Source organism: Kribbella sp. NPDC049584 (genome assembly GCF_040675555.1).
In the GTDB taxonomy this organism is placed as follows: Bacteria; Actinomycetota; Actinomycetes; order Propionibacteriales; family Kribbellaceae; genus Kribbella.
Window position 1 is genome coordinate 167,454 of sequence record NZ_JBFAPF010000009.1, and the last position, 22,053, is coordinate 189,506.

Consider the following 22,053-nt stretch of genomic DNA (forward strand, 5'->3'; position numbering starts at 1 on the left):
GCTGGATACACCGCCGTCGGTCAGGAGGTTCCGCTGGCCAGGGCTATTGCCCGGGTCTTGTCAGGGCCCTCGAGGCGGAACGTCACGCCGTTGCGCTCCCAGACCAGAGTGGGTCCGGCGACGCGTACGACGCGTTTGTCGACCAGTACGAGGTCGTGTGGGGTCTCGAACCAGAAGGCGTTGATCTGCTCGACGTATTCGAGGCTGCCGTAGTACCGCTTGAGGTACATGGGCTCGATGCCGGACTGGAACTGCTCCAACCGCACACCGGCCCAACTGGTCGCGATGAACCCCTTCGACGCCTCAACTCCGGTCGGCGGACCCAGCTCCTTCGGAAGCGCTGGAGTGAACCCGGCGACCTGTGCGGCCTGGTCCAACGACAGGTGTCCCCCGACGGTGGGCACTGGAGGCGCAGTACTCGGACCGCTGCCGACGGGCTGCGCCTGGACGCCGCCGATCCGCAGCCACTCTGCGACGGCGGCGCGCACCGGTGGGGTCAGCGCGAGGCCAGCGAGCAGTACGAGGAAGCCGGCGAGGAACGCGCGCCATCTGTCGCGCAGGCGCTTCCGCACTGGGATGTCCGCTACGCGCGTGAGCACTGTGGTTGCCAGGGTGTCGTCAACCGGAGGTACGACGGCAGATCGTCCGACGGCCCGCAGTTCGTCTTCGAGGCTCATCGCTGCACCTCCTTGTCCGGTAGGGCGTCTCGGAGTCTTCCCAGGGCGCGATGCAGGCGTGATTTGACCGTCCCGCGGGGCCAGCCGAGTACTACGGCGGTCTCCTGCTCATCCAGGTCCAGCAGGTACCTGCAGGTCACGACGAGCCGCATCGGCTCCGGGAGCGTGCGTACGGCGTTCAGCAGCTCAGTCCGACGCTCCAGCGACTCTGCGGCGTCGGCTGGATCCAGTACGACGTCCAGCGGCGCGGCGAGTTCCTCGCGCCGTGCTCGCCGGCCACGTGCCCGCACCGCGTTCCGGGTCTCGTTGGCGACAATCCGCAGCAACCAGGGCTTGAAGGCAGCTCCCTCCCGGAACCCGCCCAGCCCTCTGTAAGCCTTGACGAACGCCTCCTGCACCACGTCATCCGCATCAGCCCCCGCCCCGAGAAACACCGCAGTCCGCTTCGCCACCAGGGCATACCGCCCCACCAACTCGCCGTACGCGGCCCTATCCCCACCCCGCACCCGAGCCAGAACCTCACCATCCCCACCGCCCTCGATCACGCCTCCCATCAACCGATCCACACCCTCACCAGCCCACCAAGCAAGCGAGCACCCCAACCCACCCAGGAGCCGGGCCCTCACCCAGCCCGCCGAGCGGAGCGAGGCAGCCTCACCCCACCCAGGAGCCGGGCCCCTCGCCCTGCCCGCCGAGCGGAGCGAGGCGGTTTCTTGTCATTGTCACTACACCGCCGGGCTTTGTCCGGTTCCGTGTATAAGGTCGACACGTGCCCGAAGTCGACGCGAGCTTCCTCGCCCTCCCCCGTCATGAACTCGCCCAAGCGGCGCTCCACCGCGCCCGCGACCTCGGCGCGACGTACGCCGAGTTCCGCCTGGAGCGGATCCGGTCCGAGTCGATCTCCCTGCGCGACAGCGTCCTGGAGAGCGCGCAGGACGACGAGGACCTCGGCCTCGCCGTCCGCGTGATCCACGACGGCACGTGGGGATTCGCCGCCGGCGTCGCGCTCACCGAGGACGAAGCGGTCCGCGTCGCCGAGCAGGCCGTGAACATGGCGCAGGTGTCCCGCCCGATCAACGCCGAGACGATCGAGCTCGCCGACGAGCCGGTGTACGACGACGTCACCTGGATCTCGTCGTACGAGATCGACCCGTTCACCGTCCCGCGCGCCGACAAGGTCGCCCTGCTCACCGACTACAGCGACCGCCTGCTCAAGGCCGACGGCGTCGCCCACGTGAGCGTTCACGTCGCGACCATCCACGAGTGCAAGTACTACGCCAACACCGCCGGCACGTCGCACACCCAGCAGCGCGTCCGCATCGGCCCGAACATCACCGCCCACGCCGTCGCCGAGGACCGGTTCGACTCGATGTCGACCTGCGCCCCGCCGGCCGGCCGCGGCTGGGAGTACATGACCGGCACCGGGTGGAACTGGGACGAAGAGCTCGCCCAGATCCCCGGCTGGCTCGCCGAGAAGCTCGCCGCCCCGTCCGTCGAGGCCGGCGAGTACGACCTCGTCATCGATCCGACCAACCTCTGGCTGACCATCCACGAGTCGATCGGCCACGCCACCGAGCTGGACCGCGCCCTCGGCTACGAAGCGAACTACGCCGGCACCAGCTTCGCCACCATCGACAAGCTCGGCACGCTGAAGTACGGCTCGCCGGTCATGCACGTCACCGGCGACCGCACGGTCGAGCACGGCCTGTCCACCGTCGGGTACGACGACGAGGGCGTCGCCGGCCAGCAGTGGGACCTGGTCAAGGACGGCATCCTGGTCGGCTACCAGGTCGACCGCCGGATGGCGAAGAAGAACGAGGACCTGCTCGGCACACCGCGCTCCAACGGCTGTGCGTACGCCGACTCGTCCGGCCACATCCCGATCCAGCGGATGGCCAACGTCTCGCTCCAGCCCGCCCCGAACGGCCCCTCCACCGAGGAGCTGATCAGCCGGGTCAAGAACGGGATCTACATCGTCGGCGACAAGTCCTGGTCGATCGACATGCAGCGGTACAACTTCCAGTTCACCGGTCAGCGGTTCTACAAGATCGTCGACGGCAAGATCGCCGGCCAGCTCCGCGACGTGGCCTACCAGGCGACCACCACCGACTTCTGGGGCTCGATGGAGGCCGTCGGCGGCCCGCAGACGTACCTGCTCGGCGGCGCGCTGAACTGCGGTAAGGCCGAGCCGCCGCAGTCCGGCGCGGTCACCCACGGCTGCCCGTCCGCGCTGTTCCGCAGCGTCCGCATTCTCAACACCACGCAGGAGGCCGGCCGGTGACGATCCAACTCACGCCCCAGGACACCATCGAGCGCGGTCTGGCGCTGGCCGCGGCCGAGGGCGCCGACGGCTGCGTCGTACTCGTCGCCGAGACCTCCAGCACGAACCTGCGCTGGGCCAACAACACCCTGACCACGAACGGCGCGATGCGCGGCTCGAGCGTGACCGTCATCGCCACGGTCGGATCCGGCGAGGGCACGGCGGCCGGCGTCATCGGCCGCTCGTCCGTCACCGAGGACTCGTTGCAAGAGATCGTCTCCGCGGCGATCGCCACCGCCCGCGCCGCGGGACCGGCCGAGGATGCCCGCCCGCTCGTCGACGGCGCCGTCGGCGCGGACTGGGAGCTCGAACCCGAGGAGACGACGGTCGGCGTCTACGAGAAGTTCGCGCCGTCGCTCGGCGAGTCGCTCAAGCGCGCCGAGCTCGAGCGGCGTCGGTTGTACGGGTTCGCCAACCACGAGGTCGTCACGCTGTACGTCGGTTCGTCGACCGGTCTGCGGCTGCGCCAGGCGCTCCCCCGCGGGTATGTGTCCTCGACCGGCAAGAACGCCGACCTCAGCCACTCGGCCTGGGTCGGCACGGCCACCCGAGACTTCACCGACGTCGACCCGCTCGCGCTCGACGCCGAGCTGAGCCGCCGGCTCGGCTGGGCGACCCGGACGGTCTCGGTCGACGCCGGCCGGCAGCCGACGATCCTGCCGCCGGCCGCAGTCGCCGACCTGATGACGTACCTGTACTGGCAGCTCGACGGCCGCGATGCCTTCGACGGCCAGACCGTGTTCTCGAAGTCCGGCGGCGGCACCCGGATCGGCGACACCCTGTCGCAGCACCCGGTGAATCTGCACTCCGACCCGGCGCTGCCCGGGCTCGAGGCGTTCGCGTTCGCGGTGGCCCGGTCGTCGGGCGGCTCGTCGAGCGTGTTCGACAACGGGCTGACGTTGCACGCGACGGACTGGATCCGGGGCGGCAAGCTCGAACACCTGATGACGAGCCGTCATACGGCGGAGCTCATCGGCGTACCGAAGGCGACGCCCGACATCGCGAACTACGTCGTGTCCGTCGACGGCGGCGCCGGCTCGACCGACGACCTGGTAGCCGGGCTCGACACCGGCCTGCTGGTGACCTGCCTCTGGTACATCCGGATGGTCGACCCGCAGACGCTGCTGCTGACCGGTCTGACCCGTGACGGCGTCTACCTGGTCGAGAACGGCGAGGTGACGGGCGCGGTCAACAACTTCCGGTTCAACGAGAGTCCGGTCGATCTGCTCGGCCGGTTCACCGCCGCGGGCGCCACGGTTCCGTCGTACTCGAGGGAATGGGGCGATTACTTCTCGCGGACGGCGACGCCGCCGCTGCTCGTGCCCGACTTCAACATGTCGAGCGTCAGCCAGGCCAACTGAGTCCTGCCTGGTAACAGCAGAACGCCCCGCCGATCGGCGGGGCGTTCTGCGTGTCTGGACCCAGTCGGACTCAGACGGACTACTCAGACGGACTCAGACGGTCGGGTAACCCGGCTCCGCCGGACCGGCCTGGCCCGGGCCGCCGAACCGCTCGGCCGCCTTCGGGTCCGGACCGTAGGCGTTGTCACCGGCGTTGCCCTCCTGGGCAGCCAGGACGATGAACCAGATCCACCCGATACACGGGATCAGGTTGATCAGGATCCACCAGCCCGAACGCCCGGTGTCGTGCATGCGCCGGATCGCCACACCGATCGTCGGCAGCAGCACCGCCAGGCTGTAGATCGTCGACAGCCAGCCGGACGAGCTGCTCGAGCCCGAGCCGAAGTCGAGGCCGAGGATCTTGTCCAGGATGGACAGGATGATCGAGACGATCACGTTGAAGAGCACGAACATCCAGTACTCTTTGCGGCGGGCCCGGCCGCTGAACACGGCGTACTTCTTCAGAACGTCGATGTACCACTGCATTTTGCTGTATCTCCGATGGTCGAAGGTGAGACGCGGACCGAGCCTGTCGGAACCGGTCGGGTTCGTCAATGCAACTTTTCGCTTTGGTGACCACACCGCAATCTGGCACGCCGGTACCGCAGGCAACTTCACCTGTTCGGAACCGGAACACCTAGAGCCGGCTTCAGCTTTCCTGCACGGGTTTGGTCATGGTGACCCGCCACATCCGCCGCTGACTTTCGTCGTACGCCGTCGTCTCGTCGAGCCGCCACTCCTCGGCCAGCTCGGTCACCAATGACTCGTCGAAGAACCGCCCGACGAAGCCGTCGTGCATCGCCAGTCCGTCCTCCAACCGACGCCAGTACTTCGCGCACGAGTCGGCTGCCGACCACACGGCGTACACGAAAATCCCACCAGGGCAGAGAACGCGGTGGATCTCCGCGACGAGAGACCGCAGCTCGGAGGGCGAGAACGCCATGTTCAGCAGGAGATTCGCGAACACCGCGTTGACCGTCGCATCGGCCGGCGGCAACGGATCCCGTACGTCGTGCAACGCCGCTGTCACCCGATCGTCGAGCCCCTCCCGCTGCGCCTCGTGCCGCAACTGATCGAGCGCCGCCTCGCTGAAATCGGTGGCATGCACGCTGAATCCCTGCCTGGCCAGGAAAAGCGCATCCCGACCGTGCCCCGCCCCCAACTCCAGCACATCATCGATGCCCGCGGCACCAAACACCCCAGCCGCCCACTCCGCCGCCACCGAAGGCCCCGCCCCGTGCAACCGCGGGCGCCGCGCATAAGCCGACTCCCACCGCTCCTGCTGAGCCCTCGCAAGCTCCACATGCCCAATATTCATCGTGCTCCCCGTATCCGTCCCCCCAACCGCGCCCGACAGACCGCAGCAGCCTACGCCAGAACCCCGAATAGACGCACCCAACAACGAAACGGTTCCACGGCAGTCCAACGGCACCGTCCCTTATCCACAGCCTTACCCACAGGCCCCAGCTTGCCTACTGCAACCATCCGGACCGACGTCCGCAGTTCCCCGCGGCTGAATCAAGTGCTTGCAACGACACGCTGACAATCCGCGCCACGCGACCGCCGCCCACATACTGAAATTGCTAACTAGCTGCGTTGGGGGACGCATGTCCAACCACCTGTTCCAAGGACAAAACGAAGCGACCTACTTGGTCCCTGTCTTCGAGTCCCTCCGCCGCTACGACGGCCTCACCCTCAAACGCCTCTCAACCCGAGCCGCCCAGCCCCTCCTAGGCCTGCCCATCGTCCAAAACCAGGCCGTCCAAACTGGCCACAAACCGGCCGAGGCGGCACTAGAGGTCATCGCCGAAAAGGTCCGCGAACTGGACGCGGTCGCCGACCGCATCATTGCCGACGCAATCCTCAAGCTCGGGATCTACCTCCAGACGTACAGGTCGCACGCGGTCTCCAAACGAACGATCCATCACCTCGGATCCGGTGGGCTCGGTGACCGCCGGCTCGCGATCGTCCAGAACTGGCAGGTTCTACACGAAGCACTCGGCGAGCAACCGCTCACAGAACCGCCAAGCGAACACACTTTGCGCTCACGGACGGAGAGCGAAGTCTTCGAGAGACTCGCCGCCCTTCTGGTGAATCCCAAGCCGACCATCGAGGTCTCCGAACCCGGAGAACCCATTCCGATCTCCACCGCGCAAACCGCCGACTCCGACGCCAGCGGAAAGGTCATCGTCATCGGTGGCGCCACCATCGACCACATCTGGCGGCTCGGCTCAATTCCCAAGGTCGGAACATCGGCAATGGCGATGAGCTATACCCGCGCCCTTGGCGGCAAGGGTCTCAGCCAGGCGGTTGCCGCATCTCATCTGGATCTGGATGTGTCTCTGATCGCAGCCATAGCGAGCGACGACGAAGGCAAGGAGATTGAATCTCACCTGGTAGCCGAAGGGGTCGACGTCTCGCTGCTGAGGCGCATCGAGCGATCTACCGCCAGGACGCCGGCCACGGGTGTATTCGAACTCCCTGCGGGCAACAGCTCAGCCGCGGTCTGGCGCGACGGCGTCGAACTTGACATACCCACGATCGATCAGTACGCCGCCATGCTGACATCCTGCGACGTACTGCTGCTGACGTTCGAAGTCCCGCAATCGGTTCTCCGACACACCCTCGACCTCGTCGGCGCCGCATCCGAGCATCCCGTGGTGATCGTCACCCCCGGCCAGCCGTACGCTGACGGCCAACTGCTCAGCCCACTCCTGAAGCAAGTCGATTACCTCGTCGGACACAAGTGGGAACTCGAAGGTTTCGCGTTCTCGAACAAGGCAAAGCTCGACCCCCAGCTGCTCAGTGACGATCTCCTGAGCCTCGGCCTGCGATCCCTCTGCCTCCTCAGCGACACGGGCGGAGGCAGTATCTACGAACGCGACAAGCCCCCGGAGCAAATCCCCGTTCCGCGCTCGGTCCTGAAGGAATCGGCCATCACCCGCGACGCCTTCTGCGCCGCCCTGGCCGCCCGCCTCATCGAAGACCGCACCCTGACCGGCAACACCATCCGCTGGGCCGCTGCGGCCATGGCCAGCTTCGCCGAGAACTACCACCAAGCCGCAAGCCACCCCCGCCGAGCCACAGTCGACGAGAAGTATCGCCAAATCATTTCGCCGGAGGTCTGATGACAACCAATCGAGGGAATACTGCCACCATCGGTGGAGAGCGTGACTGCCGTTATCAGCTTGATAGATAACCTTTGCGGCGATCAACCGGTTGACCGACATAACCATTGGCAGCCCCGGTCTCAACATGACATGGATCTGCTGGCACACTCTGCTCACTGCAGAGTCACGCTGACGATGCGATGAGCAAGGCAGGTGGGGGTCGATGACAACCAGGAGCGAGGGACGGCAGGCGAACGCCGCCCTGCTACTCGTCAGTGTGCTGGAAAAGCTCCGGACCCACGACGGTGTCACCGTCCACCGGATCCACGCCGGCCGCATCGGCGCTACCGCTCCGCTGCTGGAGTTCGCGGCCACCCGCTTCGGCGACGTCCACGATCTCGAACTAGCAGCGGCTGCTTTCAATCTGGTCGTCACCACCGTTCGTGAGCGCCTCTCCGGCACGCAACAAGTCGTCGCTGACGCAATCCTCGCCCTGGGCGTGCATGAGAGCACCTACGCGGCTGCCGGTGTCGATGACCGGGTCACCCGATCGCTGTACCACACGACACTCGGTCGCCGCCGCCAGGTACTGCTAGATAATTGGCACCGCCTTCATGGCGCCCTCGATCTAGAGGCTCCCGATACTCCGGGCGATCGGGCGCTTCGGGGCACGACTGAGCCGGCGGTACTCCGCGAACTGGTGAACCAACTGATCCGCCGCGACACCTACCCCTCTGGCTCCGTACGCGGACCAGCCACAACGCGGGAACTGACGCCGGCTGACGACACGGCTCATTCCGGGCGCGTGATTGTAGTGGGTGGCGCAGTGATGGATGCGACGTTCCGCATCAAATCATTACCTGCATCAGAAACATCGACCGAGGCCTACGACTTCGACTTGTCCCCCGGAGGCAAAGGCCTGATGCAGGCAATCGGCTGTGCCCGGCTGGGCCTGAAGACATCGCTGATTGCGGCTGTCGCCGACGACTACTTCGGCCAGGACATCCTCGAGCACCTCGAACTGGAGGGTGTGGACACCTCCCTGGTCAAGCTCGTCCCTGATGCGAGTACTCCGGTCACCGGGGTGCTCGAGAAGGAGTTGGGCGACAGCATCGCGGTGAACTGGCGCAATCAGCGTGAGGTCTTCCTGTCCAAGCGAGACGTGGATCAGCGAGCCGACGAACTGGTCAACTGCGACGTACTCATGACCACCTTCGAAGTGCCTCGCGAGACTATGCAGCGAACGCTCGCGCTGGCCCATCGTGAGCCCAGCACTCGCCCGCTCGTCATCGTGACGCCCGGCCAGCCATACGCCGACGAGCGAATCAGTCATGAAACGTTTGAACAGATCGATTTCCTTGTAGCCCATGCCTGGGAACTTGGGCCGTTCGCGCCACCTGACGAGGTTCCGTTCACCCCCGAGCCGGTCGCTCAAAAGCTTGTCACCTACGGCGTGGAAACGCTGTGTCTCCTGGTGAATGGGGGTTGCACGATCTATTCACACACCGGTGACGGCGTCAGCCACGTTCCAATGATTCCGACAATCTACAAGGAGGCTTCGGTCGCTCGAGACGCCTTCTGCGCAGCGCTGGCGGCCAAGCTGATCGAGAACGATCGGCGATTCTCGGCCGAGGTCGCGCTCTGGGCGTCCGCAGCGATGTCGTGCGCCACGTCCGGCTTCCGCTCGAACTCCTCGATGCCGGACCGCAAGCGCATTGACACACTCCTGGCCCGCTCAGCACTCCAACCGAAGAACCTGGTCTGACCCGTCTTACCGACGCAGACAGCGCTGGGCATCGCGGGGAACAGCCTCAGTGACTTCTTGCAGCCGGCAGCAGAAGATCCATGAGTCAAGCAAGCGCACGCGGCTCTGCTCAAAGCGGCTACCGGGATTGGCTGTGCTGAGCTCCGCCAGATTGGCACCGCCGTACCGAAGTCGAAGCTGACGTGGACTCGTGTACCTGCCATCGACGTACAAGTACGGCCTTGGTTGGACAGACATCCATTGGTGCCAGTTGGCCGCCCGATAGCTGGCGCCGACGAAGCCCAGGTTGGGATCGACCGCTGTCGTCAAAACCCTTGCATTTGAGACCGTTCGCATGGCCTGTCGAACCTTCGCGAGCAGAAATGAGATCGCGTTCGGCGGTGCGACATCGAAGGAGTAGACCCGCGACACGTCCCAAGCCGCGCCTGGCGGCAGGTCGAATTGCGTCCGGAGCTGCCGGCTGACCAACGCCCACTCCAACGGGGACACGCTGCACAAGGTCACGGGCCGCTGATGCACCGGGTCCACGAGCGCGAAGTTCCGGGAACCTGCGCGCGCACTCCGCAGATAGTGAAGACGACTGAAAATCTCGTCCGCGATGCCATCTGTCAGCCGCATGAACCGCAGGTCCTTGAGCGAGTACCCATCCTTTGGGATCAGGTGTTCTATCGCCTGATAATCACCCCAAAGCCTCGACGCATTGCGGTGCAGTTCGGCGACGACATCCTTACGGTGGATGCTTCCGTTCGACCGTGTCACCAGCGGCAAATGCAATAGCGAACGGACTGTCAGTGCGCGGACAGGGACCTCGTACTCGCCTGCGATGCGCTTGACCTCGTCGGCGAACGCCGGCGTGTTCGCCCTGCAGCCGTCGAGCGTTAGCTGTCCCCGCATCGGCATTTGCCGCTTGGCCGACGCAGGCGCTGACGTTCGGGCCACTTGCTGCGAAATCGTCATTCGTCCAGAGTCCGCACGTGCCGATGACACGCATCGGTTGACGCGTGCAGACATCACCGTGCGGTGGTGATCTTCACCACATTCGTGAGACTAGCGGATAGTTGCCTCGGCGCCTCATCTCCAAGCCAGCAGGTGTTGGCGGTGTCGCACGACGCCAGCCCGCCACCTGACAGACCCTGCTGCCAACTGGCAGCCACATCTGTGCCATTTGGCGTGGCCTGCAAGTCGATCGAGCCGCCTTCGCCGCCAGTTGGTAGAGAGTCATCCACAGACCACGCTGCTGATTTCGATGCCATGCCGCCAAGTTTTCGACAAGGTGCGCCACCCGGTTCTCAATTCTTGATGTTGGTCGGGTGGCTGTCACCAAATCCCACGGATTGACAACCGATTGTCGCGGAGTCCTATAGAAGAGTAATCCAACGCGAACGCCGCGACCTACTTTAGTCGGCCGCCGGCAAATGACAAGCTACAAGGGAAGTGAATCAGGAAAAGAGGACGCCATGAACCAGCACGAAATGCTCCCGATCCTCGTCGCTCTCGCTTGCGCGGTACTCATGGTGACGCTGTGGAAACAGCTTCTGATTCTCGTTCTCGTGGGAGTCGTGTTGATCTTCTGCTACGGCCTCTACAACGTTGCGGTTGTGATGGCCGGCTGAGTTCGGCAACGCAAGCGCCCGCCCGGAGAATTCCGGGCGGGCGTCGGTCTGTTCACTGCATAGTCGGCCGGTTGTCACAACTCAGCGGGTCGGTTGCTGCGGGCGAGCCACCTTGTCATGCCCTTGGCCAGGAGCTGTGTGCGGTGCCAGACCGGATCGTGCCTGAGTTCTCGGGCCGAGAGGCGGAGCCGGGCCCGGTATTCGATTGCGAGGGCGGTGAGGGTGCTGTGGCGGTCGCAGACAAAGGCCCGGTCGGCGAGGAGTTCGTACTGGTCGCAGGTTAGGTCGATGACCCAGCGGTGGGGTGAGGTTGGGTTGCCGATCTCGATCCAGCAGTGGAACTGCAGCGTTTGATTGCCGACGAGGATGTCACCCACGCAGTACCGGGATCGTGCTCGCAACAGCCACGGAAGTTCGTGCAGCAGCCAGGCTGAGCTGACGCCGCATTGGCCTGCCGAGGCAGGTAGCCCTGGGCCGTGGACGAAGTCGGGGTGGATGGTCGACTCGGACCACTCTTCGGTGAGAGCGGCGCGGTAGGCGTAGAGCCGACGACGGAGGTGCGCAGAGAACCAGCTCTCGGGCTGTGAAGACGGCGCTGCCAAGACAGAGTTTGACACGGTGGTGGCCCCCCAATCCTTGCTTCGAACCACTCACTCGGCATTGTGGGCGTTGCCGGATTGGGCCGCAAGGTCAATCTAAGGGGATTGGGGTGGCTGTGTGTAGCGGGTTGGGGATGGTGCCGGTTGTCGGGATGGGTGGGCGGGTGTCGAGGTCGGTGTAGCCGAGGGTTAGGCGGTAGCCGTTGAGGGGGTAGCGGAGGAAGGTTGGGGCGGTTAGGGCGGTGGCTGCCAGGCGGTCGGTGTATTCGGGGTGGTTCTGGGTGTAGCGGTGTACTTCGGCTAGAGCGATACCCCAGAAGATGTCTTCTGGGATTAGGGATTTGGCGGCCAGGGGGTTGAGGACGCCGAGTAGGAGGGCGTCTACGACGTACTGGCGGAGGATGGGCCAGGGTTTGCGTGGGAGGACTCGGGCGTGGGAGTCCGGCTCGATGCCTCGGGCAACTATTGGGATGGTGGAGACGTTGATGTCGTCGACGAGGTCCTTAATGACCAGGCGGGTGGGGAGGCCGGAATCGTCGCAGATGATGGCGAGGTTTTCACCGTGTGGGTTGACGGTGATGCCGTAGTGGTGGAGCAGGTGGAGCAAGGGGCGGAAGAGGGTAGAGAGGAGACGGCTCAGCCAGGCTTGGGGGTCGACTCCGGAGCGCGCAATCAGTTCCTCCGCCAGTCCAGGATGTAAGACGGCGGCCAGGGGCCAGACGGATTCGCCGTTGCGCAGGCGGGGGTCGATTGGGTCTCGCCAGATGGTGCCGAGGGTTTCGGTCCATTGGTAGGGGATGCCGGGGTGGGTTGAGAGGTCGGGGTGGGGGACGGTTACGGAGGCGACTTCGCCTAGGAGTTCGGTGCCTAGTTGTTGGAAGACCTCGTCGCGGGACCAGAGGCCGCGGAGCCATTGGGTGAGCATGGGGGCGGCGAGGGTGCAGTGGGAGGGGATGCCTCGGTAGACGGAGGTGTTGAGGATTTTGAGAGGGAGTTTTACCTGGTAGCGCGTCGGGTTGGTGATGTTGACCATCGTGCGGATGGATTGAGTGGGGAGATACTCGTCGGGGCTCTCGCCCAGGATGACGATCTCGCCGGTGGCTAGTTCTCGGGCCCACTGGGTGCGGATGACTTGGTCGAGTTGCCAGGGGTGGCATGGGAGCCAGACGTACGCGTCGGGGTCGTCCAAGCGCGCTCGGAATGCTTCCACCGTCGCAGCGTCCAGTTCGCGGGCGATGACGGCGTGTTCGGAGAGGTCCGGCGTGCCGCGGAACTCGGCCAGGCCTCGGCGTACGGCGAGCCAGGTCAGGCGCAGCGGCGTACGGGCTTCGGGGGCGTAGCGTTCGCTGTCGGCGGCTGAGAAGCCTAGGCGGCCCTTGTTGGCAACGAGGAGGGGGTGGCCGGTCAGGTGGCCCTCGAGGCGGCTGTGGTGCAGATCGAGCAACTCCCCCACTGGCACTGCAGAAGCGGCCATGCGTACGTCGGCTGCCAGCGTGCTCGTCAGCTCGGCGACGTACCCGGCAACCGTTGACCCGTCGAGACCCAGTGCGTCGGAAGCCTCGACGAAGAACTGGATCGGGTCCGTGGCTACCTCGCTCTCGTCGTTGCCGAGGATGCCGGCGGTCGTACGGCGGATCGAGCCTGGGTCGACTCGCCAACTGCCGAACCCGCCGCGGGTGGCTGTGAAGGTGTAGCAGATCGAGCCGAACTCCAGTTGGTATTCAACCGGCCCTGACGAGGCAGAGTTCAGGTCTGCCGCGTCCAGAGAAGCAGGAGCTTCGTGGGTCGACGCAGTAGGGGTTGGGTGTAGTAGGGCTTCGGTGGAGAACTGGGAGATTAGTTTGGCGAGGAGGGCTGATGAGGAGGTCAGCCAGTGGTCGGTCATCTCGGGATCGCGAAGGTTGTGAAGGTGGTTGACTTTGGTAGGGGGAAGAGCTCGCGGCCGGCCACGGTGTTGAGGATGGTGGCGTTGCGGATGGCGCCGATGCCTAGGTCGGGAGCTGCTACGCCGTGGGAGTGTAGGTCGGCGTTGGCGACGAAGATGCGGTTGGGGAGGGTGGTTGAGGAGGCGCTGTGGTTGCGGTTGAGGATCCAGCGGCCAGCGGTGTCGTGGTCGAGCAGGGGCTGCAGGGAGTCCATGAACGGTAGGGGCCGGTTGCGGTAACCGGTCGCGGCTACTACGACGTCTGTTGTGTGCTGGAAGGTGCGGCCAGTGTCGCCGTGCAGCATGGTGAGCTCTGCGCCGTCGGGGCCGACAGCAGCGGACTCCACGCCCACACCCACCTGGAGCTCGACCGGCGCCGCGTTCAGGTCGCGTGCATAGAGCTCGTCGTGGATGTCTTCGAGGGTGTCTGCGGAGATGCCCTTGTAGTGGCGCCACTGCTCTTTCACCAGTCGATCGCGCACAGGCTCGTCCAGTGCGTGGAAGTAGTCGACGTACGACGGTGTGGTCATCTCGAGCACAAGCTTCGAGTAGTCCAGCGGTGTGAAGGCCGCAGTACGAGTCAGCCACGACACAGCTGGACTGTGAGCTCGCAGCAAGTCCAGGAAGCACTCTGCGCCGGACTGACCCGACCCGACAACAGTCACGTGGCCGGCGCGCAGGAAATCGTCACGCCGGTACAGGTAGTCCGCCGAGTGCAGGAGCCGCTCTGCAGGCAGCCCAGCCAGCGCAGCGGGTACGAACGGCTCCGTGCCGACGCCAACCACCAGATGTCGAGCCTCAAAGTGCTCAACGGCTTCACCGCGCTCCACCGTCAACGAGAACGCTGACCCGTCCCAGACCACGTCCCGCACGTGGTGACCGAAGTGCAGCGATTCCAGCTGCGCAGCACACCACCGCAGGTAGCTCTCGTACTCGCGCCGCGTCGGATGGAACTTCTCCCGCACGTAGAACTGGTAGAGCCGGTCATTCGCACGAAGGAACGACAGAAACGACAGGTGGTGCGCCGGCTCGACCAGCGACACCAGGTCGGCCAGGAACGATACCTGCAGCATCGCGTCGGAAAACATCAACCCACGGTGCCACGTGAACTCCGGCCTGCTGTCCAGCACCGCAACGTCCAACTCGTCGACCTCGGAGGCCAACGCGGCGAGCCCGAGGTTGAACGGCCCGCAGCCGATCGCGATCACGTCGTACATGTCATTCCTCCAGAGTCCGCGAGCGGATCATCAGTACTGCAGTCTTCTCGGGCAGCTGCAGCTCCCCTTGCTGGACGAAACCGGCCGCGACGAATGCACGGACGGATGGGGTGTTCCGTACGTCGGGCTCAGCCACGACCTGTGAGCACGCCGGATCGGCGCGCATCAACGCATCCGCGACCGCACCGATGAGCCGACGACCCAGCCCACGACCGACCCGCGTGACATCGCCGATGGCGAGGTGCATGCCCCAGTCGTGCTCACCGCTCGCGTAGTACTCCGCCAGGTGGTCATGGCGCACGCGGTACAGCTCGACGTACCCCAAGTCCTCCGCGTCGACGGTCGCGACACAAGGGATTGAGTGCTCCCCCGACGTCTGCCGACTGATCTCCTCAGCCCAGCGCTCGACCGACCAGTCCTGCTGCCACCAACGCCGGACGTGCGGCTGGGCCATCCACAGCGCGATCCGCCCCGCGTCGGAGGCGTCGGCCGGGCGGAGGTCGAAGCCGTCGTCCAGGTGGAGCATCGGCTGTAGGTCACACCTCATCGCAGCGGGTTCGGGATGTCGAGGTACACCGACTGTGCGTCCAGTGGCGCCACCACTTCGTCGATGCCGCGGAGCCGGGTCAGCATGTTCGCCTTGCACGGCAGCGTGTCTGCCTCCAGCCAGCGTCGCGCCAGCCGGTCCCCAGAAGGTCCAGCGGCCTTCAGCAACGGCAGCGCGAGCGTCAGTCGCTCCCGCACAACCTCGAGCAGTACAGCCTCGTCAGCAATGCCATCCGCCGCCAGACAGCCCACCACAGCCAACGCCTGGTTGTGCAGCAGGTAGTAGGTCAACCGGTCATCGACAATCGGATCGTCGACCACCGCGAGCGTCGAGTCACGCAGGCCGGTCACGGCCAAAAGACCAGGCAGGTACGACGAAGCGAGGTAATAACCTTGGTTGTCGCGATACGCACCACCCCTGATCCGCCCCGCGCCGTCCAGCCGCACCAGCGTGTTCTGCTGATGCGCCTCGAGCCCGATGCCCGTCTCGGCGTACAGGTGCAGCATCGGAACCAGCACGTTGTCGATGTACTCCGCAACCCAGCCGGCCGGGTCGTCCGCGGCGTACACACTCAGCCGACTGACCTCCCCAGGACGAGGCGCGACGAGACCCGCCAAACACGCATAACTGTTGACATCTGCCGGCACCTCTCGCACAGCAACGTCAAGACCGGTCAACGTCGGTCCACCCTCGTCAAGAGCAACCCAGGCCGGGTCCCTGACGATGCTGAACCGCGGATGCGCGGTCGCCGTACCCGCGTTGTACGCCGCGTCGAGCAGCCGGTTGATCTCCAAGCCGCGTCGCAGCTCGGTCGGCGTCGACTCGCGCCGTGAGTTGGTGATCCGCAGACCGAGCGAAAGCTTCAGCATCACCGGCAGGTCCGGGTGGAAGACGGTCCGCAGCGAAGACGTCGGATACCACTGCACCCCCTGCGGCCCCAGCGCCTTGACCCGCCCGGACGCGATCAGCGAGGCGACGCGCGGTCGCGAAAGCACGGACGCGGCCTGCCACGGATGAGCCGGGATCAACACGCGCCCCGACGATGGAGTGATGCCGGCCAACTCGCCCATCAGCTGCACAGCGTCCAGTCCGTGCAGCGAGGGCGCCCCGGCCACCTGGTCCGACGACACCAGCTCGGCGTCGGCTTCGAACCAGTGCAGTGCGAAACGACCACCCAGCTCGGGCGAGTACGCCGCCAGCTCGGCACCGCTGAGCCCGTCCCGACTCTTCGGCGCGGGGTGGTTCAGATGCCCGAACAGCAACGCCTGCTCGAACTCCAGGAAGCGCCCCGGTCCCCGCACGCCGTCAGCCTCGTCCACAAACAGTGAAACGTTCCGCACCGACTCCGCCGTACGCGCCGCCAGGTCGTCGACCTCCGCGGCGTCGGCGTCCGCAGAAAGCAGCCGCACCAAGTCCTCAGGAACAGCCGGTATGCCGTCCACCCGCACGTCGGTGAACTGATGCAATCCAGTCCGCGACGCATGCTCCACCCGCGCGGTGACCGTCGCCGTACCCACCGACAAGGTCAATGGCCCGACCGCAACCGGCACGGACGACTCGCGCGTGTAACACCGCAGGATCGCGTTCAAGTGCGCTACGACAGCAATGCTCACGCCGCTCCCTCACCGGTCAGGACGTCGAGGCCGGTGGCCACGACCTGGTCGAGCAGGTCTTCGATGTCCGTCGCGGTGGCGTTCGGGTTCAGCAGCGTCAACTTCAACGCGACCGCTGCCGGGCGGCCGCCGCGGGCCGGCAGTCTGGTCCGGCCGATCAGCACCCGTCCGGACGTCAGCAACCGGCGCCGGACCTCGCCCTGGAGGGCGTCCGCAGCGGACGCCTCCAGCCCCTGCCCGGCGACCCGGAACAACACCGTGGTCAGGGTCACCGGCGCCAGCAACTCGAGGTTGCTGTCGGCAACGACCCGGGCCGCGGCGGCGTGCGCGAGCTCGTGACAGGTGTCGAGCATTGTGCCCAGTCCGGACCGCCCGTACGCCGTCAGCGTGGTGGCAACCTTGACCGCATCCGGACGTCGGGTGGTCTGCAGGCTGCGTCCGAGCAGGCCGTCCAGCCCGGAGTCGATGTCGTCGGCCGGGTTCAGGTAGTCCACCGAACGGTCGAACGCGGAGAAGCGGGTCCGGTCGGCCACCAGCAGCACGCTGGTCGCGGCCGGCTGCCAGCCGATCTTGTGCAGATCCAGCGTGACCGAGTCCGCCAGCGGGAGGTCGGCGAGCAGCGGCGCCAGGCGCTCGGAGAACAGCGCCCCGAACCCGTACGCCGCATCCACGTGCAGCCAGACCCCGTACGCGCGGGCCAACGTCGCGATATCGGCGATCGGGTCGATCGATCCGAAGTCCGTCGTACCGGCTGTCGCGACCACGGCGACCGGCGTACGGCCGGGCGTCGCGAGCTCGTCGGCGAGTACGTCGGTCCGCATCCGGAAGTTCTCGTCGGACGGAATCGTGATCGCGGCCGACTCGCCGAGCCCGAGGGCGGCGCAGGCCCGCTGGACGGAGAAGTGCGCCAGCTCGGAGCAGAACACGACCGGCCGCTCCACCCCCTGCACGCCGTTCCGCCGTACGTCGACACCCGCCACGGCAGCCGCACTGTCGCGGGCGATCAGGACCGCAAGCAAGTTCGAGATCGAACCACCAGGCGTCAGTACGCCGTCCGCCTCCGGGCCGAATCCGGCGAGGTCGGCCAGCGACTTCACGACCCACTGCTCGATCGCGAGGGTCGCCGGACCGGAGTCGTACGTGTCCATCGACGCGTTCGAGGCAGAGGCCAGCGCGTCCGCGTCCACCGCGACCTGGAGCACCGGCGGCTGCAGGTGTGCCGCCGCGTGCGGGTGGCTCAGGTCGATGCCGTTCTGGTCGAGCAGACCCGCGATCAGGTCGAGCGCGGCCGACTCCCCCACGCCTGTCGACGGGATCCGCGGCTCACCCAGCACCTCGGCGGCCCGGCGCAGTACCGCTCCCGGCGAACCGTGCGGCAATGGTCCACGCTCCCGATCCGCCACCGTCGAGGCCAGCGGCCACCTGCCGCTGAACGGGTCGCGCACGGGTGTTGGCAGCGCGGTCAGACGCGCGGGCTGCGACATCCAGATCTCCCGGGAAGTTGTCGAGTAAGGCAACCCTTACTAAGGCAGCCCTAACTTTTGCCCGCCTCACCGACCGTGTCAACTCAACCACCCGAGACGTGAACATCCTCACGAACCAGTGCAACGCAATCGGCGCCGCGTGCATCTCACTCAGCAACTAGGTGAAGGGGGACGACGATGACCAGCGTGCGCGAGATAGTTGTCCGAGGTTCGGTCCAGGCGGCCGGCACGCTGGCGGTGATCGCCGGGCTGATCGGGCTGATCACCGGCTGGCCGTACGGGCACGGACTGATCACTGCAGGGCTCGCCGTTTACCTGGCCTCGCTCTTCAACCGGCGGATGAGCTTTCACCGGTCCATGGGTGCGTTCGAGCTGATGCGAGCTCAGGGCGACGACGCCCTGCAGCACATCGAGAGCGCTGTCCGCAGCTACCGGAAGCTGGCGGTCAAGCGGCCACGCGAGGCCATGCACCTGGCCGATGCCCTGGGCAAGCAGTGGAAGGTGCTCAACAAGCTCAGCCGGCACGACGAGGCGCTCCAGGTCGGGCGCGAAGAGGTCGAGACCTGGCGGGCGGTCGTGATCAACGAGCCGGCGCACCGCGTCCGCCTGTCCACAGCGCTCAACCACGTGTCCGTGAGTCTCAACCGTCTGGACCGCGATGACGAGAGCATTTCGGTCGATGAGGAGGCGATCGTCGTACAGCGCAGTCTCGTCGCCCAGGACGAACAGCTGCTCGCGCTGCACGTGGCGAACCTGGCGGTCGATCTGCGGAACCTCGGTCGGTGGGAGGAGGCACTGCCGGCCGCCGTGGAGGCGGTTGGGCTGTATCGGCGCCTGGCACCGTCCGAACCTGACCTGCTCGAAGCGGCCGCGAACGCTGCCGAGAGTTTGCAGATCATCGCCCTGCGCCTGGACCGATATGAAGACGGAGTCGCCGCGGCGCGGGAATGGGTCGGCTTCGAACGCGCCCGCGCGGCCGACCAGCCGCAACGGACTCCCCAGCTGGCCGAGGCCGTCCGCCAACTCGGCTCGACGCTGATGATGGCGGACCGGCGCGAGGAGGGACAGACTTCCTGGCGCGAATCGCTCGAGATCCGGCGGCGGCTCGCGGAGTCGGCCGACGAGCACCGTCCGGCGTACGCCGAGGCGTGCAGCACCATCGGCCACGGGCTCGAAGCTTTGGGCGAGGCGGCCGAGGCCCTCGCCGTGTTCCAGACCGGTCTTTCCGTACGGCGGGAGCTCGCGGCCATTGACCCGAAGCACTACGACGACCTGTTGACCGAGCTCGCAGAAGCTGCCTTCTCCACCCGCCTCTACACCGGCGACAGCGAACCGGCCGCCGCTTCGTTCGCCGCCGAGGCTTCCGCGGTCGCCCGCGAGCATCCCGGCTCCATCAGCCGCGCCGCGCTGGTCGAGGCCGCGGATCTGCTCACTCGCGCCGAGTTCGCCGACGAGGCACACGAACTCGAGGACCTCTCCGCGCAACACTCGGACAGTCGCTGAGCAGGTTCAGTTTGTCGCTGCGGCCCAGTGGGGGCCGGCGCTCCAGCCGAGCAGGCGCCGACCGCCGCCGGGCGTGCGGCCCGCCGCGTCGAAGCGCTCGCCCGCGGCCACCTGCTGCAGCCCGGCAACAGCCGGCGCCAACCGCCGGCCCGCCCGTTCCTCCAGCCGTGCCAGCACCTCACCTTGCGAGGCCTGCGAGCAGAAGCTGAGGTAGAAGATCGCCTGCCGCCACGCGTACGCCGTGTTCTTGATACCCGTCAACGTCACCGGCTGGGACTGCCGCTGCACCGCCCAGCCGAACGCGCGGCCGGCCAGCTCGGGCGCGACCTCACGGAGCCAGTCGGTCAACTCCAGGCCCTCGACCAGTACAGCCAGGTTGTGGGTGGTCAGGATCTGGCTCTGCTCCAGCACAGTCCCGTGCTGAGCGACGTGGCCGCCGCCCCCGTTCGATGCCTCGCGTGAGCGTTGGCGGCATGCCTCCGCGAAGTCGTCCGCGGTCGCCTTGCCCCAGCGCTTGTACCGGCGCTGCTCAACGACCGGCCAGGACGCCGGCAGGTCGTAGTACCGCGCGTACAGCGTCCCGAACATCACGCGGCTCGCCACCGAGGCCGCATCCCGCCATTTCTCGGTGAACGTCCCCATGAAGATGTCGGCCGCGACTTCCTCGACGAGCGGCAGCTTGAGGCCGGCCTGGGAGGCCAGCGCGCCCAGCTCACGGACGAGCGGATTCGGCAGGATCGTCTGCGGGAAGGCGGTGAGAGCCAGGACGGTTGTCTCACGCAGCGACTGCGCCGCGGCCCGCGTCGCCTGAGCGCGCCGATCGCGGTACGGCGCGACGGCGGCAATCCACGGCAGCTCGTCGAAACGAACCTGGTGTTCAAGGTTCAGCAGCAACAGGCTCCGCCGCCGGCGGAAAGCCGCGTAGCTCTGCGCATATGCGGCCGCCAGCGACGGGTCCTCAATGTTGGCGGCGAGCAACTGCGAGGTGATCTGCGGCAACACCTGCGCGAGCACCTCCCCCGAGCTGATGACGCCGCGGTCAACCAACTCACCGATCGGAGCCTCGAGCGCCCGCGCTGCCTTCGCAAGCAGGTGCGCAGGAATGGCTGAGCCGGCCGCCGCCGGGACCTCGTCAGCCGTCACCTCACCATCGATCGCATCGAGGGTCGGCAGTCCGCCGTCATCCGGGAACCGATCCAGCCGGCAGCTCAGCACGTGTGCCAAGGTCGCGTACGTCGGCCGCGCGGCGACGGCGTTCTGCGTCGTACGCAAGGCCGCCCGCGCCTCCGATCCGGGCGCGCCGTGGGCCTGGATCGTGTTGGCAAGCGCGCGCCGGATCCAGCCGACCTCACGACCGCTCAGCGCCGAACTGTCGGACGGGCAACGCTCGAGCGCCGCCTGCAGCCGGGCGAAGTTGCTCTTCGGATGCCGATGCCCATGCATCTCGGCAGCAGCGTGGAACTCGTCCAGCCACTGAGAACGCCGTTCCACCCAGTCGTCCGGCCAGACCCGGCACGGCCATCCACCGACAACCGCACCGTCGGCGGTCAGCTCCGGCAGCTCGTCGTCGACCGTGTCGCACCACAGCGCCACCAGCCGGTCGTACAGCGGATTCCAGACCCGCAGAGTCTCCAGCATGGCAGCGATCCGCGGCCGTACCGTTGCCTGCCGCAACGTACTGCGAACCTCGGCCACCGGCTGCAGCCGCACCACCGCGCCGGACGGGGTCGACGACGGGCTGAACGTCGGCGTGAACCGGAGCCGGTGCATCAGCGGACGGAGCTCCGACGTGAGGTCGAGCGCCGCGGCGTACTGCTCGTGCTCGAGCAACCAGGCCACGACCAGCAGCGCCGACTCTTCCGGCACGTCGATCCGGTAGTTCCCGCTCCGAAGCGCCCGGCCGAGCTCCGCGAGCCCTTCATCGCCGAGGAACCACAGGTTGAGCCGCTCCCGGTCGGTCTCCCCCGGCGCGTTCTCCGGCACTCGTGCCAGCTCGTCCTCCCGCAGCGGCGCCTCCGCGAGATAACGCCCGGTCGCGAACCCGCCGTGCGCCACCTCCAGCGTCACCCAGGCCGGCGTGTCCGCCACCGGGGTCCGCGAACCGACCGTCAGTCGGCCCGAAGCCATCCCGTCGAGGACGTTGCGCCAGGCATCGACCCGGACGGCCGCACGCCGGCGTACGGCGAGATCGTCAGAGGTCAGCGCACGCTCGAGAGCCTGTTCCAGCCGACGCATCGCATACCCGGCCGAGGCAGTGGCGCGTGCTTCCTCCGACATAGAA

18 protein-coding genes are annotated in these 22,053 nt (G+C 66.6%); 6 read left to right on the forward strand and 12 right to left on the reverse strand.

Annotated elements, in window-relative coordinates:
• Positions 1-20: 20 nt before the first annotated feature.
• Together AB0J62_RS28200 and AB0J62_RS28205 are read right to left on the reverse strand one after the other, a co-directional pair.
• Complete coding sequence (locus tag AB0J62_RS28200; RefSeq protein WP_363877356.1) at positions 21-677, reverse strand: hypothetical protein; 657 nt, start codon at positions 675-677, stop codon at positions 21-23.
• The gene (locus AB0J62_RS28205) at positions 674-1,231 is read right to left on the reverse strand and encodes a sigma-70 family RNA polymerase sigma factor (RefSeq protein ID WP_363877358.1); all 558 of its coding nucleotides are present in this window, start codon (positions 1,229-1,231) and stop codon (positions 674-676) included. Before AB0J62_RS28205 ends, AB0J62_RS28200 begins: the two co-directional genes overlap by 4 nt.
• 215 nt (positions 1,232-1,446) lie before the next feature.
• On the opposite strand from AB0J62_RS28205, the gene AB0J62_RS28210 reads away from it, so the two are divergent.
• The gene (locus tag AB0J62_RS28210; protein WP_363877360.1) at positions 1,447-2,958 is read left to right on the forward strand and encodes a TldD/PmbA family protein; all 1,512 of its coding nucleotides are present in this window, start codon (positions 1,447-1,449) and stop codon (positions 2,956-2,958) included.
• The gene (locus AB0J62_RS28215) at positions 2,955-4,358 is read left to right on the forward strand and encodes a metallopeptidase TldD-related protein (RefSeq protein WP_363877362.1); all 1,404 of its coding nucleotides are present in this window, start codon (positions 2,955-2,957) and stop codon (positions 4,356-4,358) included. The genes AB0J62_RS28210 and AB0J62_RS28215 overlap by 4 nt, the downstream gene beginning before the upstream one ends.
• A gap of 93 nt (positions 4,359-4,451) precedes the next feature.
• Here AB0J62_RS28215 and AB0J62_RS28220 read toward each other — a convergent pair whose 3' ends face one another.
• Both AB0J62_RS28220 and AB0J62_RS28225 read right to left on the reverse strand, forming a co-directional pair.
• On the reverse strand, positions 4,452-4,883 hold the full coding sequence (locus AB0J62_RS28220) for a DUF805 domain-containing protein (RefSeq protein WP_363877364.1): 432 nt from the start codon (positions 4,881-4,883) through the stop codon (positions 4,452-4,454).
• 163 nt (positions 4,884-5,046) lie between these two features.
• A complete protein-coding gene (locus AB0J62_RS28225) occupies positions 5,047-5,715 on the reverse strand; it encodes a methyltransferase domain-containing protein (RefSeq protein ID WP_363877366.1) in 669 nt (222 codons plus the stop codon).
• 289 nt (positions 5,716-6,004) lie between these two features.
• Here AB0J62_RS28225 and AB0J62_RS28230 point away from each other — a divergent pair, with 289 nt between their 5' ends.
• Both AB0J62_RS28230 and AB0J62_RS28235 read left to right on the forward strand, forming a co-directional pair.
• Positions 6,005-7,525 (forward strand): carbohydrate kinase family protein, encoded by a 1,521-nt coding sequence (locus tag AB0J62_RS28230; protein WP_363877369.1) that lies wholly within the window; start codon positions 6,005-6,007, stop codon positions 7,523-7,525.
• A gap of 205 nt (positions 7,526-7,730) precedes the next feature.
• Positions 7,731-9,272, forward strand: coding sequence for a PfkB family carbohydrate kinase (locus AB0J62_RS28235; protein ID WP_363877371.1), 1,542 nt, complete (start codon positions 7,731-7,733; stop codon positions 9,270-9,272).
• A gap of 6 nt (positions 9,273-9,278) precedes the next feature.
• On the opposite strand, the gene AB0J62_RS28240 is transcribed toward AB0J62_RS28235, so the two are convergent.
• Positions 9,279-10,229, reverse strand: a complete 951-nt coding sequence (locus tag AB0J62_RS28240; RefSeq protein ID WP_363877373.1) for a hypothetical protein — start codon at positions 10,227-10,229, stop codon at positions 9,279-9,281.
• A 500-nt stretch (positions 10,230-10,729) separates the two neighbouring features.
• On the opposite strand from AB0J62_RS28240, the gene AB0J62_RS28245 reads away from it, so the two are divergent.
• Complete coding sequence (locus tag AB0J62_RS28245; RefSeq protein ID WP_363877375.1) at positions 10,730-10,885, forward strand: hypothetical protein; 156 nt, start codon at positions 10,730-10,732, stop codon at positions 10,883-10,885.
• A 74-nt stretch (positions 10,886-10,959) separates the two neighbouring features.
• Here the strand turns inward: AB0J62_RS28245 and AB0J62_RS28250 are convergent, their stop codons facing one another.
• The 6 genes from AB0J62_RS28250 to AB0J62_RS28275 all read right to left on the reverse strand — a co-directional run bounded on the left by AB0J62_RS28250 (position 10,960) and on the right by AB0J62_RS28275 (position 18,269).
• On the reverse strand, positions 10,960-11,487 hold the full coding sequence (locus tag AB0J62_RS28250; protein ID WP_363877377.1) for a hypothetical protein: 528 nt from the start codon (positions 11,485-11,487) through the stop codon (positions 10,960-10,962).
• 88 nt (positions 11,488-11,575) lie between these two features.
• Positions 11,576-13,369 (reverse strand): IucA/IucC family protein, encoded by a 1,794-nt coding sequence (locus AB0J62_RS28255; RefSeq protein ID WP_363877379.1) that lies wholly within the window; start codon positions 13,367-13,369, stop codon positions 11,576-11,578.
• Complete coding sequence (locus AB0J62_RS28260) at positions 13,366-14,625, reverse strand: SidA/IucD/PvdA family monooxygenase (RefSeq protein WP_363877381.1); 1,260 nt, start codon at positions 14,623-14,625, stop codon at positions 13,366-13,368. The genes AB0J62_RS28255 and AB0J62_RS28260 overlap by 4 nt, the downstream gene beginning before the upstream one ends.
• 1 nt (position 14,626) lies before the next feature.
• Entirely contained in the window at positions 14,627-15,151 is a 525-nt protein-coding gene (locus AB0J62_RS28265) for a GNAT family N-acetyltransferase (RefSeq protein ID WP_363877383.1), read from the reverse strand.
• Positions 15,152-15,168: 17 nt separating this feature from the next.
• Positions 15,169-16,785 carry an IucA/IucC family protein gene (locus tag AB0J62_RS28270; protein ID WP_363877385.1) on the reverse strand — a complete coding sequence of 539 codons (1,617 nt, stop codon included), beginning with the start codon at positions 16,783-16,785 and terminating at the stop codon, positions 15,169-15,171.
• Complete coding sequence (locus AB0J62_RS28275; protein WP_363877387.1) at positions 16,782-18,269, reverse strand: pyridoxal-dependent decarboxylase; 1,488 nt, start codon at positions 18,267-18,269, stop codon at positions 16,782-16,784. The genes AB0J62_RS28270 and AB0J62_RS28275 overlap by 4 nt, the downstream gene beginning before the upstream one ends.
• Positions 18,270-18,446: 177 nt before the next feature.
• Here AB0J62_RS28275 and AB0J62_RS28280 point away from each other — a divergent pair, with 177 nt between their 5' ends.
• Positions 18,447-19,772: a tetratricopeptide repeat protein gene (locus AB0J62_RS28280; protein WP_363877389.1), complete on the forward strand. Its 1,326-nt coding sequence runs from the start codon at positions 18,447-18,449 to the stop codon at positions 19,770-19,772.
• A 6-nt stretch (positions 19,773-19,778) separates the two neighbouring features.
• On the opposite strand, the gene AB0J62_RS28285 is transcribed toward AB0J62_RS28280, so the two are convergent.
• Positions 19,779-22,049: a hypothetical protein gene (locus tag AB0J62_RS28285; protein ID WP_363877391.1), complete on the reverse strand. Its 2,271-nt coding sequence runs from the start codon at positions 22,047-22,049 to the stop codon at positions 19,779-19,781.
• Positions 22,050-22,053: the final 4 nt, after the last annotated feature.

Coding starts and splice junctions, on each gene's coding strand:
- AB0J62_RS28200 (WP_363877356.1), bottom strand. CDS start 677: ATGAGCCTCGAAGACGAACTGCGGGCCGTCGGACGATCTGCCGTCGTA.
- AB0J62_RS28205 (WP_363877358.1), bottom strand. CDS start 1,231: ATGGGAGGCGTGATCGAGGGCGGTGGGGATGGTGAGGTTCTGGCTCGG.
- AB0J62_RS28220 (WP_363877364.1), bottom strand. CDS start 4,883: ATGCAGTGGTACATCGACGTTCTGAAGAAGTACGCCGTGTTCAGCGGC.
- AB0J62_RS28225 (WP_363877366.1), bottom strand. CDS start 5,715: ATGAATATTGGGCATGTGGAGCTTGCGAGGGCTCAGCAGGAGCGGTGG.
- AB0J62_RS28230 (WP_363877369.1), top strand. CDS start 6,005: ATGTCCAACCACCTGTTCCAAGGACAAAACGAAGCGACCTACTTGGTC.
- AB0J62_RS28235 (WP_363877371.1), top strand. CDS start 7,731: ATGACAACCAGGAGCGAGGGACGGCAGGCGAACGCCGCCCTGCTACTC.
- AB0J62_RS28240 (WP_363877373.1), bottom strand. CDS start 10,229: ATGACGATTTCGCAGCAAGTGGCCCGAACGTCAGCGCCTGCGTCGGCC.
- AB0J62_RS28245 (WP_363877375.1), top strand. CDS start 10,730: ATGAACCAGCACGAAATGCTCCCGATCCTCGTCGCTCTCGCTTGCGCG.
- AB0J62_RS28255 (WP_363877379.1), bottom strand. CDS start 13,369: ATGACCGACCACTGGCTGACCTCCTCATCAGCCCTCCTCGCCAAACTA.
- AB0J62_RS28260 (WP_363877381.1), bottom strand. CDS start 14,625: ATGTACGACGTGATCGCGATCGGCTGCGGGCCGTTCAACCTCGGGCTC.
- AB0J62_RS28265 (WP_363877383.1), bottom strand. CDS start 15,151: ATGCTCCACCTGGACGACGGCTTCGACCTCCGCCCGGCCGACGCCTCC.
- AB0J62_RS28275 (WP_363877387.1), bottom strand. CDS start 18,269: ATGTCGCAGCCCGCGCGTCTGACCGCGCTGCCAACACCCGTGCGCGAC.
- AB0J62_RS28280 (WP_363877389.1), top strand. CDS start 18,447: ATGACCAGCGTGCGCGAGATAGTTGTCCGAGGTTCGGTCCAGGCGGCC.
- AB0J62_RS28285 (WP_363877391.1), bottom strand. CDS start 22,049: ATGTCGGAGGAAGCACGCGCCACTGCCTCGGCCGGGTATGCGATGCGT.